Source organism: Ruegeria sp. (assembly GCF_965199275.1).
Lineage (GTDB): Bacteria > Pseudomonadota > Alphaproteobacteria > Rhodobacterales > Rhodobacteraceae > Ruegeria.
Window position 1 is genome coordinate 77,978 of record NZ_CBDAQX010000021.1, and the last position, 15,627, is coordinate 93,604.

The window sequence follows — 15,627 nt, forward strand, 5'->3', positions numbered from 1 at the left end:
ATTCAATGCCGATTGACAATATGCTCGCTACAAGGGTTTGGTTGTTGCAGAAACCTTTACCGACGATCTGAGCGGGTCGCTCACAACCCGCCCCGGTATGAAGGCGATGCTCGCATTCCTCAGTAAACACAGGGGTCGGGAACCGATCGTCGTCATCATCGACGATATCTCCAGGCTGGCCCGCGGGATCGAGGCACATCTGCAACTGCGTGCCGCGATCGGTGAGGCCGGCGGTGTCCTCAGAAGCCCGTCGATTGAATTCGGCGAAGATTCCGACTCCATACTGGTCGAGAATATGCTCGCCAGCGTCTCGCAACATCAGCGCCAGAAAAACGCCGAACAAACCGTCAATCGCATGAAGGCCCGCACGCTTAACGGCTACTGGTGCTTTCAGGCGCCCGTCGGCTACAGGTACCAGCGCATGGCCGGACACGGAAAGCTTCTGGTCCGGCACGAACCCCATGCCTCGGTCCTTCAGGAAGCGCTTGAAGGATTTGCTTCCGGTCGTTTCGATGCCCAGGTCGAGGTCAAGCGTTTTCTGGAGCGTCAGCCAGACTTTCCCAAAGACCTGCCGAACGGTGAGATCCGAAACCAGAGGGTCAAGGACATTCTCACGCGGCCCATCTATGCCGGTTTCGTCGAGGTTCCCAAATGGAATGTATCCTTGCGAAAAGGTCACCATGAGGGTCTGATCACTTTTGCAACGTTCGAGAAAATTCAGTCAAGGTTACGCGAAGGCGCAAGGGCTCCAGCCCGTAAGGACATCAACGAGGATTTTCCATTGCGCGGGTTCATCCGGTGCGGTGACTGCGATAAGCCACTGACCGCATGCTGGTCGAAAAGCAAGACCGGCAGGAAACACCCCTATTATCTTTGTTACAACAAGGCGTGTGTCAGCAATCGCAAATCAATTCCCCGGGACCGGCTGGAAGGCGAATTCGAGGGTATCCTCAAAGCCATACAACCAACAGAAAACCTGTTTTCGCTCGCGAAGGCCATGTTCAAGGATGCCTGGAACCAGAAACTGTTGCAAACCCAGCACGCAGCGGCTTCCCGCAAAAAGGAAGCCGCAAAGCTCCAGAAGCAGATCGACCGACTGCTGGAAAGAATCGTTGAAACGGACAATGCGTCCGTCATTACCGCTTACGAAAACAGGATAGCGGCCCTTGAAAGACAAAAGCTGGTCGTAAACGACGATATTGAAAACCGAGGCAAGCCGAAACGAGCTTTCGATGAAATGTTCGAACTCGCGTTCACCTTCCTATCAAACCCTTGGAATCTCCTGACTTCCGACATTTTTTCGTATAAGTCATTGATATTATTATGCCTTGGTTGCCAAAAGGCACTACACGGACTTTTTTCGCCAGCGATTGTTTCGGAGTGTTGAGGGAGCTCAGGCTTTGGTCTGGCCAGTTTTTCGGGTGCGCCCGGGGGGTATCTTGAAAGGGGCTTCGTTCCAGGTCAGGCCGACGCAGGTGAGGATGCGTCTGGCATCGACCGTGGCATGGCTTGGCATGCCGTAGCGGTCAGGGGTGCCTTTGTGGCGCAGGATCGAGAGCTGCAATGCGTTCAACTCGTTGCGGATACGAGCCGGGCTCATCGGGTGTCCGAGCAGGTCCAGATGCTTGCGCAGGTGCTGCAGGCAGCAGAAGGCCATGTAGCAGATGGCGATATGGGCCCGGACCCGACGCGGCGACCAGTGATAGATGGGCCGGATTTTCAGATCGTGCTTGTTGGTGCGGAAGCAGGCTTCGATCTCCCACAACTGGTGATAGCGGGCAATGACGTCCTGTGCCTCCAGTTCGTCCGCACCATGAACAACAATGGCATGCAGCCCGTCCCATTGTGCCGCTGCCTTGATCTTTGCATCATCCAGCGTGACGTCCCCGCTGTCGGGGAAGGCCAGGAAGCGGCCATATCCCCGGCTGCTGAAGCTGCCGGGTTTGCGAGAGCGCTTGAGCTTCTTGTGCAGCTTTTCGATTGCCTTGTCGCGCTTGTGGGCATCATTGCGTGCCCGGGTGGGTGACCAGGTCACAATGACCCGCGCTCCCTCCTGGTCGATCACCTTGTACCAGCCCTTCTCGGTTGCCTCTTCAGAACCGTGTCCAGCCCAAGGCTGGCGTCCCTCCGGGCTCAAAATGTTCGCCTTCACGGCGGCCGGGGCGGACTTCATGCGATAGCCGAGGATGTAGGGCAGACCCTTGTTCTGCAACATCTGCTGGTTGTCCTTGCTGAGCATGGCGGCATCGGCCACGAACGTGACCCTGGCCACGTCGAAGCGTCCCTCCAACGCCTTCAGCGCAGCTTCCAGCGTATGACCTTCCCAGGTGTTTCCCGGGAAGAGTTCATAGCCCACAGGCAGCCCATCGGAGGTGACGATCAGCGCCAGCATGACCTGAGCGCGGTGATGCTTGCCATCCTTGCTGAAGCCCTTGGCCAGAAGATGATCCTGCTCGACCCCGTCCGCATCCTCGGCCGGGTCCTCGCGCTCGGTGTCAAAGGCCAGGGTCGTGCAATCGTAGAACAGCACGGTCACTGGCCCGCCCAGCAACTTCTCTGCCGCCGCGTGAGAGGTTTTGCAAATCCCGTCTATCACCGGCGTATTGATGTAATCCATGCTCCGATAGACCACGTCCAGATTGAGCGTGATGCCTGCCTGGTTCTCCAACGCCTCCACGGTCGCGCGCTTGCTCTCGGGCTGTGCGATCCGCGCCATAACCAGCTCTTTCACAATGCGATTGGCACTTTTACGCGCCGCCCCCAGAAGGGCCCCCCAACCCAGTTGGTCATACATCGTCCCCATGACATCCCGCAGACCCAGAGAGACCCGCGCCTCCTCACGGCACTCGGCAAGATCAACGCCAAGCTTGTCCGGCCGCGGAGCGCGGCGCACCAGCGCCTGCAGATCGGCATATTCCGTGGGCGTGAACAGTTCCATTTGCGGCGAGCGATCAATGCGTAATTGCTCCATCAAGCGGCCCGCCAGACGCTTGATATCCTCAATCTCGCTGTCGTTATGGGCCACACCCACATGGCGCAGGATCTTCTGGCGTACCTTGGAGCCGGTGCGGACGGATTCAACGATCTGGATCCGTGTGCGGTTGAGCTTTGCGTCATGTTTGGTGCGGATGAACATGGGCGAAGAGGTTAGCCATCTGAAGGCCCATGTCAATACTTTTTATAATAATGGGGCACTACAACGCGCCTCTGAGCAACCACACCTGAAAACAAACCAAAAACCCAGTCAGATCAACAAAAAGGTCGGAAGTCAGGAAACTGTTGCAAACCCAGCACGCAGCGGCTTCCCGCAAAAAGGAAGCCGCAAAGCTCCAGAAGCAGATCGACCGACTGCTGGAAAGAATCGTTGAAACGGACAATGCGTCCGTCATTACCGCTTACGAAAACAGGATAGCGGCCCTTGAAAGACAAAAGCTGGTCGTAAACGACGATATTGAAAACCGAGGCAAGCCGAAACGAGCTTTCGATGAAATGTTCGAACTCGCGTTCACCTTCCTATCAAACCCTTGGAATCTCTGGAATTCAGGACAAATGCACCTGCGCAAAACGGTCCTCAGGCTGACATTTGCAGACCGTATGGCCTACCGCCGGGAACAGGGGTTTCGAACCCCGCAAGTCACTGAACCTTTTAGGGTTTTGGGGAATATGACCCAAAATTGTGAAATGGCGCACCTGAGAGGATTCGAACCTCTGGCCTCTGCCTTCGGAGGGCAGCGCTCTATCCAGCTGAGCTACAGGTGCCTTGGCCGTTAACTAACCTTGTTCCGAGCCGGGTGCAACTGGAAAACGGACCGGCTGGGCCCAGGTTTAGGCAAAGAGATCATGCGCCAGTTCAAGCGCGTCGATCAGGGTGTCGACCTCATCCGTGGTGTTATAGAGGCCAAAGCTGGCGCGGCAAGTGGCCGTAACACCAAGATGATCCATCAAAGGACCAGCGCAATGGTGACCGGCGCGAACCGCGACGCCTTTCTTGTCGAGAATCGTCGCGACATCATGCGCATGCCCCGCCCCATCCAGCGTGAAGCTGAAAATCGCGGCCTTGTCCGGCCGTGTGCCCTGAACCTGTAGCCAGTTCAGACCGTTCAAACGCTGCATGGCATAATCGCGCAGACCTGCCTCGTGACTCGCGATATTTGCCATCCCCAGATCCATCATGTAGTCTAGCGCAACGCCCAGTCCGATGGTTTGGACGATGCCCGGTGTGCCGGCCTCAAACTTCATCGGCGGATCATTGTAGATGACCTGATCCTTGCTGACCTCTTTGATCATGTCGCCGCCGCCGATGAAGGGGCGCATTTCGGCCATGCGTTCGGATTTGATATAGATCGCACCGGAACCCGAGGGGCCATAGAGCTTGTGCCCAGTGATGGCATAGAAATCACAGCCGATATCCTGCACGTTAACTGGCATGTGAACCGCACCCTGGCTACCATCAACCAAGACCGGCACGCCCTTGGCATGCGCGCCTTCGGCGATGGCCTTCACGTCGACCACGGTGCCCAAAACGTTCGAACATTGCGTGACCGCGACCAGTTTGGTTTTGGGGCCGATCGCGTCAATCACGGCTTGCGGATCAAGTCCGCCATCCGCATCAACATCGACCCATTTCAGGACCACGCCCTGACGCTCACGCAGGAAATGCCAGGGCACGATGTTGGCGTGATGCTCCATCACGCTGAGGACGATCTCATCCCCCGCTTCAAGCCGCGGCATGGCCCAGCCATAGGCGACCAGATTGATCCCCTCGGTCGTGCCGGAGTTCAGAACAATCTCATCCTCATCCGCAACACCTAGAAAACGCGCAACGGTGCCGCGCACGGACTCATATTTCTCGGTCGCGAGGTTCGAGAGGTAGTGAAGCCCGCGATGCACGTTGGAGTATTCCTCGGCATAGGCGCGCGTTACGGCATCAATCACGACCTGAGGTTTCTGCGCCGACGCGCCATTGTCCAGATATGTCAGGGGTTTGCCGTTCACCTGCCGCGACAGGATCGGGAAATCGGACCGGGTTTTCTGCACATCATACATGAGAGATCTTTCTAGACAGGACCCAACGGGTTCAGAAATAGGACAAAAGGTACCGCCAGCAACGCCGACAACAATATGACACCAAAGGACTTGCCCAGAGACCCAAACTTGTGCGCCTCATTCAGAAAATGAAGCGTTATGTAGAGGCTGTAGATGGCCGTCGCCAAGATCAGAGGGGCCATCAAAGCGACCGCGATCAAGCTCAGCGCGAGGGTCGCGACCAGCGCTGCGATTTGAAGAAACTGCAACCAGATCGTCAGGATCATCAGATCTTCAAAACGCCCCGTTCCGCCCAGAAAACGCCCGACATAGAGAAAAGCCAGGATGCTGAACAGCATCGTCCCGGCAGACCGGATCAGCACAACCGGAATCGACTGGGATACAGTCGGGCCACCCGATGCGGCGATCGACATATCTATGCCCATCTGCGCGATGCAATTGAGGACAACGGCCAGAAAGAATGCCAACCACAGAACCTCTCGCCCCGGGTTGAGGGCCAAAATCTGTCGCGCCGCTTCGGCAGGTTTTCTGAGCGTCAGGCTCGTCAGCGGGCCCAGGGGAGGTATCGTCATTCAGCCGACCTTTGTGCTTGTCGCAATCCGGATAACCAGAACCAGACAAAAACGGCAACCCAAATCAATCCGACCAAAGTTTGAGTCGGACCAGGGCCTATGAACCCGGCGACCAGTCCGTTAAGCAAAACCAAAGGTGCTGAGGACAAGAGCGCCCAGAACAATGCCAATCGGGCACCATAGGCACTGCCCTGCCCGCCCACCAGTCGCGCGACCCAATGAGACACCAAAGCCAGCGTGTAGAAGAACAGCGGCAGGATGAAGACCGAGCCCAAAAGTGCTCCGCCCAAAAGCATGTTCAACTCGACCTGCTCCAGATGCGCGCGGCGCGCTAAGCTGGGCATTTGCGCGATGAAAGACACCACGCAAAAGGCCATGACGAAGATCAGCGCCCTATCTTCGCGCGGCCCCATATCCAGAAGCCGGCGCACAACGCGCCCCGGCCCCCGGTATGTGGCGACGATATCTGATGAGACGGGCATATCAGCTGTGACGCGAAAGCCAGCCTTCCAGACGGGTCACGATCTCTTCGGCCAGTGTTTCGTCCTCGATCTCATCCACCGCCTCGGCAAGGAAAGCCAGCGTCAGCATATTGGTGGCGTCCTTCATCGGAACCCCGCGCGAGCGCAGGTAGAACAAGGCGGTCTCATCAATCGCGCCCGAGGTCGACCCGTGCGAACAGGCAACGTCATCGGCGTAGATTTCAAGCTCGGGTTTGGCGAGGAACTGGCTGTCATCGTCTAGCAAAAGCGACTGGCTGATCTGGTAGCCATCGGTCTTTTGCGCGCCTTCCTTCACAAGGATCTTGCCTTGGAACACGCCTGTCGCGCCGTTGCGCAGGACTTTCTTGAACACCTGTCGGCTTTCGCAATTCACCGCGTCATGGGTGACAAAAACGGTGTCGTCATGGTGAAAGTCACCGTCCCCGACGCAGGCACCGGCCACATGGGCCACTGCATCGTCACCGGTAAGCTCTACCACCTGCTCGTTACGGGTCAGCACTCCGTTGGCGGTCAGAGTGAACGACTTGTAAGTCGATTCCTGACCAAGACGCGTGAACATATGGGTCACGGCTCGGCGTTCGTGATCGCGGCCCTGAGCCCGGACGTGGTGCAAAGTCCCGTTGTCGGCGATGTCGATCTCCATGCATTTGTTGAAGCGCGACGCGGCCGGACCAGCCTCGAGGATCGTGGCCTCGGCATCGCTTTCCACGCGGATCACGTGGTGCAGGATCGCATCCGAGTCTTCCGACTCGTGCCGGTACACCAGATTGATCGGCTTCGACGGTTTGCCGGTTACATGGATGGCAACGCCGTCGGTCGCGAATGCGGTGTTCAAAGCGGCCAGAGGGCGCTGAACCGGGGTTTGGCCCCGCTCCTCGAGCTTGCCGTAGAGATCCTTGGCCCAGTGGATATCCTTGCAGCAGATATCCTCCAGCCGGTCGATCTTGACCCCTTCGAGGCTCAGATCATCCGAGGCTTCGGCATCGAACACACCATCGACGAACACGATCTGCAGCCGATCGACATCGTTGAACACCATCGGCTCGCCCGAGTCGAAAATGGCAGCCTTGGGCGCATCGGCCGAGACCAGCGTATCCGGACGCGTGTATTTCCAGTACTCATCGCGCCGACTTGGCAGCCCCATTTCGCGCACTCGGGCCAAAGCCCCTTGGCGCGCGGCCTTGGTGCAGCCGGGATCAGGCATTGTCAACGAGGTCAGACGCTCTTCGGTTGCGGTCTGTTTTGCTTGCGGTAAGGCCATCAGTTCACCTCGGCAAGAATGTCGGAGTAGCCGTTGTTTTCAACTTCCAGCGCCAGCTCAGGACCGCCCGATTTCACGATACGCCCATCGGCCATAATGTGAACGACATCCGGTTTGATGTGGTCCAGCAGGCGCTGGTAGTGGGTGATGACCAGGAAACCACGGCCCTCATCCCGCAGCGCGTTCACGCCTTCGGAGACCAGCTTCATCGCATCCACGTCGAGGCCCGAGTCGGTCTCGTCCAGAATGCACATTTTGGGCTCTAGCATCGCCATCTGAAGGATCTCATTGCGCTTTTTCTCACCGCCCGAGAAACCGACATTGACCGGACGCTTCAGCATATCCGCGTCGATCTTCAGCGATTTCGCCTTTTCGCGCACGAGTTTCAGGAAGTCCGCGGCCGATAGCTCCTCTTCCCCGCGCGCTTTGCGTTGCGCGTTCACAGCGGTTCGCAGGAAGGTCATGTTGCCGACGCCCGGGATCTCAACCGGGTATTGGAAGGCGAGGAACACACCAGCTGCGGCGCGCTCTTCCGGCTCCATCTCTAGCAGGTCTTCACCGTCCAGAGTGGCCGAGCCTTCGGTGACCTCATAGCCATCGCGCCCTGACAGCACATAGCTGAGCGTGGACTTGCCCGAGCCGTTTGGCCCCATGATCGCATGCACCTTGCCAGCCTCGACCGTCAGGTCCACACCTTTAAGAATTTGCTTGTCTTCTTCTTCAAGCTGTACGTGCAGGTTCTTGATTTCCAGCATGTTTTGTCCTTTTGCGTATCGCAAGAGGGCGCGCGGCCCCCGCGTAAATTCTGATTTCAGAGAAGCTTGGGTTTAACCCACAGACCCTTCGAGACTTATGGCCACCAACTGCTGGGCCTCCATCGCAAATTCCATCGGCAGCGCCTGCAGCACGTCCTTGCAGAACCCATTGACGACTAGCGCCACGGCCTCTTCCTCGTCCATGCCACGTTGACGACAGTAGAAAAGCTGATCGTCGTCCACCTTCGAGGTCGTCGCCTCGTGCTCAACGCGACTCGAGTTGTTTTTGACCTCGATATAGGGAACAGTATGCGCCCCGCATTTGTCGCCGATCAGCAAGCTGTCACACTGGGTGTAGTTGCGGCTGTCTTTGGCTTTCGGGTGCATCGAGACCAGTCCACGATAGGTGTTCTGTGCCTTACCCGCACTGATGCCTTTGGAGACGATGCGCGACTTGGTGTTCTTACCCAAGTGAACCATCTTGGTGCCGGTATCGGCCTGCTGGTAGTTGTTGGCAATCGCGATCGAGTAGAATTCACCTTGGCTTTCCTCACCACGCAGGATGCAGGACGGGTATTTCCACGTCACGGCCGAGCCGGTTTCCACCTGCGTCCACATCACCTTGGAGCGATCCCCACGGCAATCGGCGCGCTTGGTCACGAAATTATAGATGCCGCCCTTGCCGTTCTCGTCGCCGGGGAACCAGTTCTGAACGGTTGAGTATTTTACCTCTGCGTCTTCTTCGACAATGATCTCGACTACGGCCGCGTGCAGCTGTGCTGTGTCGCGCTGAGGTGCGGTGCAGCCTTCCAAATAAGACACGTAAGAACCCTTATCAGCGATGATCAGGGTGCGCTCGAACTGGCCGGTGTTTTCCGCGTTGATACGGAAATAGGTGCTGAGTTCCATCGGGCAGCGGACGCCCGGTGGGATGTAAACGAACGAACCATCCGAGAATACAGCCGAGTTCAGAGTGGCATAGAAATTGTCTGACACCGGAACCACGGTGCCCAGATATTTCTTCACCAGTTCAGGATGCTCTTTGATCGCTTCCGAGATCGAGCAAAAAATGACACCTGCCTTCTTCAGTTCAGCTTGAAAAGTTGTACCAACGGAAACCGAGTCAAAAACGGCGTCGACGGCCACTTTACGACCCTCGGCGGGCATATCCTCGGCGCCTTCGACACCTGCCAGAATCATCTGTTCTTTCAGAGGGATACCGAGCTTTTCGTAAGTCGCCAGAAGCTTGGGATCGACATCGTCCAGAGATTTGGGTTTCTCTTCCATAGATTTCGGACGGGCATAGTAATACTGGTCCTGAAAGTCGATCTCAGGGTAGTTGACCATGGCCCATTTCGGCTCTTCCATCTTGGTCCAGCGTTCGAAGGCCGACAGACGCCATTCGGTCATCCATTCGGGCTCTTCGTTCTTCTCCGAGATCAGTCGAACGATATCTGGATTCACGCCTTTGGGCGCGTATTCCATCTCGATCTCGGTTTCCCAGCCGTATTTATAAGTGCTGACCTCGCGTACCGCATCCACGGTTTCCTGATCGACACCCTCTTTTACCTGGGTCTGGTCCAAAGCGGCCATTGTTTACCCTCCGTCAGATCACGCGGCCCGCGCGCGATGCTTTTTCTCTTTCTCAAGCCACGTTTCGGCGAAACGCAGCACATCTTCCTTGGTAGTCCGAGGTCCCAGCGACACGCGGATCGCGCTAGCTGCCGTCCCCTCATCAAATCCCATCGCAGTCAGAACAGCGCTGGCGCGGACCTTTCCGCTTGAGCAGGCCGAACCCGCGCTGACCGCAAAACCAGACAGGTCCATCTGCATGACCTGCGTTTCACCCTTCCAACCCGGTGACGCGAAACATGACGTGTTTGGCAGGCGAGTCTGGTCTTTCCCGACAAAAATAGGTGATCTTTCACCAGCCTCAAGGGCGTTTTCTAGAATATTTCTAAATTCTTCGACCTGCTCCCAAACGCCATTGGCGAGATCTCTGGCAGCTGCTTCAGCAGCGGCCCCGAACCCCGCTATTCCAATGACATTTTCGGTTCCAGAGCGCCGCCCCATCTCTTGCCCGCCGCCCTTGATCTGAGCAGGCAGATCCGTGCCGCGCTTCATCACGACGGCTCCGACCCCTTTCGGCCCAGCCAGTTTATGCGCGGACACAAGCGCCATCTGAACGTCCATCCAGTTGAACGCAATCGGCAGTTTGCCAAATGCCTGGGTCGCATCGGTCACCGCCAGCCCCTTGGGCAGCGTTTGCACGATACCCGTTTCCGAGTTCGCAACTTGCAGCGTCGCATTCGCTGGATCGCTCACAGTGGCCATCCCGTCCGAAGAAACCAAGATATCCCTGGCAATCCATGCTCTTACCGCGTCATGTTCAATTGATGCACCGTGCAGATTTCGACCCGCCAAAGCCAAAGCGGCGCCTTCGGTCGAGCCGGAGGTAAATACAATATCCGCACCATCAGCCCCAAAAGCCGATGCCACCTGCGCTCGTGCGCGTTCGACCAAAGCCTTCGCCGCGCGCCCCTCTGCATGGACCGACGATGGGTTGCCGCAGACATCCATTGCCGCGATCATCGCGTCCCGCGCTTCGGGCCGCAAAGGCGTTGTGGCGTTGTGATCGAGATAAACACGATTCATGGAGTCATCTTTTCCCAGATATTTCTGAAACTTGCACTCAGAGGCTACGGATCACTCATCCACAACGGCAAACAGGTTCGGAACCGCCGGACAGGGCGCGAGGTCGTTCTTGATAACGTCAGACAATCTAGTCTGATGCAGGAACACATAGACATGTGCGCTGAGGCTTTCCCAAAGACGGTTCGTCAGGGATTGCGCCCGGCTTCCCGAGGACGCGCCCGAGGCCCCGGCGCCCTTGGCCATTGCATCCACCGTTTCATCGACGGCGGACAGAATCTCGACCACGCGGATCTCAGATGGCTGCCGTGCAAGGCGGTATCCCCCACCCGGACCACGGGTCGAGGTCACAAGCTCGGCCCGGCGCAATTTCACGAACAACTGCTCAAGATACGGCAGCGAGATATCCTGCCGTTCCGAGATTTCGCCCAGTGTCACGATCTTGTCCGAGGGCTGCAGCGCAATGTCCGCCAGCGCCACCATGGCATACCGGCCCTTTGTCGACAGCTTCATTGTCATTTCCCTTCGGCAAGCTGGACGCGAAATCATTGACGCCGCCGCCGCCAGTGCGTATCTCCGACTGACAGCGCGTTGCGCAGGATATCACATTTAGAACCGTTCTAAGGTGCCCAACGAATACAGTCAAGTATTTCCCGGCGCCCAAGATAAAGACAGGACCAAAGCACACATGCCCGAGGTGATTTTTCCCGGACCCGAAGGCCGCCTGGAAGGCCGCTACCACCCGCAAAAGGAAAAAGACGCACCGATCGCCATCGTGCTTCACCCGCATCCTCAGTTCGGCGGGACAATGAACAACAAGGTGGTCTACAATCTACACTATGCGTTCTACAACATGGGATTCACCGTGTTGCGCTTCAACTTCCGCGGTGTGGGCCGCAGCCAGGGCGAATATGATCAAGGCGTAGGCGAGTTGAGCGATGCCGCCTCGGCTCTCGACTATCTGCAGTCGATGAACAACAACTCCAAGCATTGCTGGGTAGCCGGCTTCTCGTTCGGTGCGTGGATCGGAATGCAGTTGCTGATGCGCCGCCCGGAAATCACCGGTTTCATCAGCGTGTCGCCCCCGGCGAATATGTACGACTTCTCGTTCCTCGCGCCCTGCCCGTCTTCGGGCCTGATCATTAACGGCTCGTCCGACCGCGTGGCGCCTCCGGCGGATACAACCGCGCTTGTCAACAAGTTGCATGAGCAGAAGGGCATCACGATCACTCATAATGAGGTCGAAGGCGCGGATCATTTCTTCCAGGATCAGCACATGGATACGCTCATCACCGATGTCAGCGACTATGTAAAACGACGCCTGACTGAGAACACGCGCTGATGACAGACACCATCAATACCCTCGCTGCCAAACTGGCCGAGGATACATTGAAGGTCATGGATGAAACCGGCGACGATCGGTTTTACATGGAGGTCGGCAATTTGCTGGCGGCCTCCTCCCAATCTCTGGAAGAGGCCTTTCTGACCGAAATCCGCGTGCGCTTGTCCGAGCGCCAGGCCCGCCAATTCGTGATCAAACGCCTGACAGATCACCGCTCCAAACTGAAAGCGATTGAAAAACAATGAATGATCGACTGTCCGCGCAAATCGCGTTTCTGAAACAAGCGGACAAGTTGAAGACGGTGGATCGGGCAAACACCCTGCTGGATCAGTCTCGCCCGGAAAACTCTGCAGAACATAGCTGGCATCTGGCGCTTTGGGCGCTGGTCATGGGGCCTCTGGCCGGGCCGGATGTGTCAATTGATCGGGTCATCCGCATGTTGTTGCTGCATGATCTGGTCGAGATCATCGTGGGTGACCATCCAATCCATCTCGAGACCGACTGGCAGAGCGTCGCGAACGCCGAACACGCAGCGGCTTTGGATTTGTTCGGTCTGTTGCCGTCGGACCAGACCCAAAGTTTTTTGGACCTGTGGAAGGAATTCGAAGCCGATCAGACGCCCGACGCCAAGTTCGCCAAGATGCTCGACCGGTGTCAGCCCCTGTTTCAGGTGCTGTATGCTTCTCCTAAACGGTCCGACCATATTGAGATCGCCCGTGAGAACCTCGCGACCGGGCGCGCGGCTTATCTGAGTGAGGCGCTGCCTCAGGCCTATGAGCACGCGGTTGCGTTATTGTCGGAAGCACCGACCGAGGATAACAGCTTCACCCAACGGTTGGTGTTTCTGGTTGAGGCGGATCAGTTGAAATCCGTCATGCGCGCGTCACGCCTGATGGCGGCTGATCGGTTCGAAAACTCGGCCGAGCACTCGTGGCACATCATGCTGTACGCATGGGTTCTGGCGGAACATTCCGACGATGAGGTACAGTTGGACCGTGTCCTGCAAATGCTGCTGCTTCACGACATTGTCGAGATCGACGCCGGAGATCACCCGATCCACGGTCAGGTCGATCACGCAGCACAAGCCGAAAAGGAAGAGGCCGCAGCCCGACGCCTGTTCGGACTATTACCCCAGGATCAGATGCAGGCATTTTCCGATCTCTGGCATGAGTTTGAGAGTGCCAGTTCATCCGATGCGCGGTTTGCAAAGGCTGTTGACCGGTTTCAAACCCCAATCGCAAATTTGGAAACGGGCGGCGGCTCATGGGTTGATTATGCCGTGACCTACCCTCAGATCGAAGCGCGGGTAAGGCCCGCCATCGAACGCGGTGCGCCTGGTCTTTGGGATTGGTTGCAACCGTATTTGGCAGATTACTTCACGGTTTCAGCGAGGGGCTAGGCAAAAGAAAAAGGGCCAATAAGGCCCTTTTCCCTGCTAGGATCTTGATTAACGCCAAAACTACAAAACAAAGAAACCAACTAACAATTGGGTTGCATCAGAACTGACGGACCCCCCGTCTGCAAGCCACCCTAGCGCCGCAATAAGAGTCGAAGCAAAAACGACGTATTTCCTGACTTCCGACCTTTTTGTTGATCTGACTGGGTTTTTGGTTTGTTTTCAGGTGTGGTTGCTCAGAGGCGCGTTGTAGTGCCCCATTATTATAAAAAGTATTGACATGGGCCTTCAGATGGCTAACCTCTTCGCCCATGTTCATCCGCACCAAACATGACGCAAAGCTCAACCGCACACGGATCCAGATCGTTGAATCCGTCCGCACCGGCTCCAAGGTACGCCAGAAGATCCTGCGCCATGTGGGTGTGGCCCATAACGACAGCGAGATTGAGGATATCAAGCGTCTGGCGGGCCGCTTGATGGAGCAATTACGCATTGATCGCTCGCCGCAAATGGAACTGTTCACGCCCACGGAATATGCCGATCTGCAGGCGCTGGTGCGCCGCGCTCCGCGGCCGGACAAGCTTGGCGTTGATCTTGCCGAGTGCCGTGAGGAGGCGCGGGTCTCTCTGGGTCTGCGGGATGTCATGGGGACGATGTATGACCAACTGGGTTGGGGGGCCCTTCTGGGGGCGGCGCGTAAAAGTGCCAATCGCATTGTGAAAGAGCTGGTTATGGCGCGGATCGCACAGCCCGAGAGCAAGCGCGCGACCGTGGAGGCGTTGGAGAACCAGGCAGGCATCACGCTCAATCTGGACGTGGTCTATCGGAGCATGGATTACATCAATACGCCGGTGATAGACGGGATTTGCAAAACCTCTCACGCGGCGGCAGAGAAGTTGCTGGGCGGGCCAGTGACCGTGCTGTTCTACGATTGCACGACCCTGGCCTTTGACACCGAGCGCGAGGACCCGGCCGAGGATGCGGACGGGGTCGAGCAGGATCATCTTCTGGCCAAGGGCTTCAGCAAGGATGGCAAGCATCACCGCGCTCAGGTCATGCTGGCGCTGATCGTCACCTCCGATGGGCTGCCTGTGGGCTATGAACTCTTCCCGGGAAACACCTGGGAAGGTCATACGCTGGAAGCTGCGCTGAAGGCGTTGGAGGGACGCTTCGACGTGGCCAGGGTCACGTTCGTGGCCGATGCCGCCATGCTCAGCAAGGACAACCAGCAGATGTTGCAGAACAAGGGTCTGCCCTACATCCTCGGCTATCGCATGAAGTCCGCCCCGGCCGCCGTGAAGGCGAACATTTTGAGCCCGGAGGGACGCCAGCCTTGGGCTGGACACGGTTCTGAAGAGGCAACCGAGAAGGGCTGGTACAAGGTGATCGACCAGGAGGGAGCGCGGGTCATTGTGACCTGGTCACCCACCCGGGCACGCAATGATGCCCACAAGCGCGACAAGGCAATCGAAAAGCTGCACAAGAAGCTCAAGCGCTCTCGCAAACCCGGCAGCTTCAGCAGCCGGGGATATGGCCGCTTCCTGGCCTTCCCCGACAGCGGGGACGTCACGCTGGATGATGCAAAGATCAAGGCAGCGGCACAATGGGACGGGCTGCATGCCATTGTTGTTCATGGTGCGGACGAACTGGAGGCACAGGACGTCATTGCCCGCTATCACCAGTTGTGGGAGATCGAAGCCTGCTTCCGCACCAACAAGCACGATCTGAAAATCCGGCCCATCTATCACTGGTCGCCGCGTCGGGTCCGGGCCCATATCGCCATCTGCTACATGGCCTTCTGCTGCCTGCAGCACCTGCGCAAGCATCTGGACCTGCTCGGACACCCGATGAGCCCGGCTCGTATCCGCAACGAGTTGAACGCATTGCAGCTCTCGATCCTGCGCCACAAAGGCACCCCTGACCGCTACGGCATGCCAAGCCATGCCACGGTCGATGCCAGACGCATCCTCACCTGCGTCGGCCTGACCTGGAACGAAGCCCCTTTCAAGATACCCCCCGGGCGCACCCGAAAAACTGGCCAGACCAAAGCCTGAGCTCCCTCAACACTCCGAAACAATCGCTGGCGAAAAAAGTCCGTGT

Annotated in this window: 16 protein-coding genes, 1 tRNA gene and 1 pseudogene; 7 read left to right on the forward strand and 11 right to left on the reverse strand. The window is 57.4% G+C overall.

The features are described 5' to 3' along the window. Positions 1–31: 31 nt before the first annotated feature. Positions 32–370: pseudogene (locus tag ACOERD_RS15120) on the forward strand (recombinase family protein); the annotation flags it as partial. A gap of 51 nt (positions 371–421) precedes the next feature. Next, positions 422–1,387: a recombinase zinc beta ribbon domain-containing protein gene (locus ACOERD_RS15125; protein WP_419740148.1), complete on the forward strand. Its 966-nt coding sequence runs from the start codon at positions 422–424 to the stop codon at positions 1,385–1,387. Between the two features lie 6 nt (positions 1,388–1,393). On the opposite strand, the gene ACOERD_RS15130 is transcribed toward ACOERD_RS15125, so the two are convergent. Next, positions 1,394–3,136: an IS1634 family transposase gene (locus ACOERD_RS15130; protein ID WP_419737624.1), complete on the reverse strand. Its 1,743-nt coding sequence runs from the start codon at positions 3,134–3,136 to the stop codon at positions 1,394–1,396. Here ACOERD_RS15130 and ACOERD_RS15135 point away from each other — a divergent pair. Beyond that, positions 3,129–3,368, forward strand: a complete 240-nt coding sequence (locus ACOERD_RS15135) for a hypothetical protein (RefSeq protein WP_419739588.1) — start codon at positions 3,129–3,131, stop codon at positions 3,366–3,368. The two genes, ACOERD_RS15130 and ACOERD_RS15135, sit on opposite strands and share 8 nt — an antisense overlap. 314 nt (positions 3,369–3,682) lie before the next feature. Here the strand turns inward: ACOERD_RS15135 and ACOERD_RS15140 are convergent. The 9 genes from ACOERD_RS15140 to ACOERD_RS15180 form a co-directional block, all read right to left on the reverse strand. After that, positions 3,683–3,759: transfer RNA gene (locus ACOERD_RS15140), tRNA-Arg, on the reverse strand. A gap of 66 nt (positions 3,760–3,825) precedes the next feature. Next, positions 3,826–5,046 (reverse strand): cysteine desulfurase, encoded by a 1,221-nt coding sequence (locus tag ACOERD_RS15145; protein ID WP_419739589.1) that lies wholly within the window; start codon positions 5,044–5,046, stop codon positions 3,826–3,828. A gap of 11 nt (positions 5,047–5,057) precedes the next feature. Continuing rightward, a complete protein-coding gene (locus ACOERD_RS15150) occupies positions 5,058–5,618 on the reverse strand; it encodes a Yip1 family protein (RefSeq protein ID WP_419739590.1) in 561 nt (186 codons plus the stop codon). Then, a complete protein-coding gene (locus ACOERD_RS15155) occupies positions 5,615–6,100 on the reverse strand; it encodes a YIP1 family protein (RefSeq protein ID WP_419739591.1) in 486 nt (161 codons plus the stop codon). The genes ACOERD_RS15150 and ACOERD_RS15155 overlap by 4 nt, the downstream gene beginning before the upstream one ends. 1 nt (position 6,101) lies before the next feature. Beyond that, positions 6,102–7,382, reverse strand: a complete 1,281-nt coding sequence (sufD, locus tag ACOERD_RS15160; protein WP_419739592.1) for a Fe-S cluster assembly protein SufD — start codon at positions 7,380–7,382, stop codon at positions 6,102–6,104. Further along, on the reverse strand, positions 7,382–8,137 hold the full coding sequence (gene sufC / locus ACOERD_RS15165; RefSeq protein WP_170373689.1) for a Fe-S cluster assembly ATPase SufC: 756 nt from the start codon (positions 8,135–8,137) through the stop codon (positions 7,382–7,384). The genes sufD and sufC overlap by 1 nt, the downstream gene beginning before the upstream one ends. 72 nt (positions 8,138–8,209) lie before the next feature. Continuing rightward, entirely contained in the window at positions 8,210–9,730 is a 1,521-nt protein-coding gene (gene sufB, locus ACOERD_RS15170; RefSeq protein WP_170764253.1) for a Fe-S cluster assembly protein SufB, read from the reverse strand. 18 nt (positions 9,731–9,748) lie between these two features. Further along, the gene (locus tag ACOERD_RS15175; RefSeq protein ID WP_419739593.1) at positions 9,749–10,792 is read right to left on the reverse strand and encodes a cysteine desulfurase family protein; all 1,044 of its coding nucleotides are present in this window, start codon (positions 10,790–10,792) and stop codon (positions 9,749–9,751) included. Between the two features lie 51 nt (positions 10,793–10,843). Continuing rightward, positions 10,844–11,302, reverse strand: a complete 459-nt coding sequence (locus ACOERD_RS15180; RefSeq protein WP_170373686.1) for an Rrf2 family transcriptional regulator — start codon at positions 11,300–11,302, stop codon at positions 10,844–10,846. A 175-nt stretch (positions 11,303–11,477) separates the two neighbouring features. On the opposite strand from ACOERD_RS15180, the gene ACOERD_RS15185 reads away from it, so the two are divergent. From ACOERD_RS15185 to ACOERD_RS15195, 3 genes are read left to right on the forward strand one after another with little or no spacing between them, the layout of a single operon-like run. Beyond that, positions 11,478–12,131: an alpha/beta hydrolase gene (locus ACOERD_RS15185; RefSeq protein ID WP_170373685.1), complete on the forward strand. Its 654-nt coding sequence runs from the start codon at positions 11,478–11,480 to the stop codon at positions 12,129–12,131. Beyond that, positions 12,131–12,376, forward strand: coding sequence for a hypothetical protein (locus ACOERD_RS15190; protein ID WP_170373684.1), 246 nt, complete (start codon positions 12,131–12,133; stop codon positions 12,374–12,376). Before ACOERD_RS15185 ends, ACOERD_RS15190 begins: the two co-directional genes overlap by 1 nt. Next, positions 12,373–13,530: an HD domain-containing protein gene (locus tag ACOERD_RS15195; RefSeq protein WP_419739594.1), complete on the forward strand. Its 1,158-nt coding sequence runs from the start codon at positions 12,373–12,375 to the stop codon at positions 13,528–13,530. Before ACOERD_RS15190 ends, ACOERD_RS15195 begins: the two co-directional genes overlap by 4 nt. A gap of 97 nt (positions 13,531–13,627) precedes the next feature. On the opposite strand, the gene ACOERD_RS15200 is transcribed toward ACOERD_RS15195, so the two are convergent. Next, positions 13,628–13,846: a hypothetical protein gene (locus ACOERD_RS15200; RefSeq protein WP_419739595.1), complete on the reverse strand. Its 219-nt coding sequence runs from the start codon at positions 13,844–13,846 to the stop codon at positions 13,628–13,630. Here ACOERD_RS15200 and ACOERD_RS15205 point away from each other — a divergent pair. Beyond that, positions 13,839–15,581: an IS1634 family transposase gene (locus ACOERD_RS15205; protein ID WP_419737624.1), complete on the forward strand. Its 1,743-nt coding sequence runs from the start codon at positions 13,839–13,841 to the stop codon at positions 15,579–15,581. The genes ACOERD_RS15200 and ACOERD_RS15205 overlap by 8 nt on opposite strands. Positions 15,582–15,627: the final 46 nt, after the last annotated feature.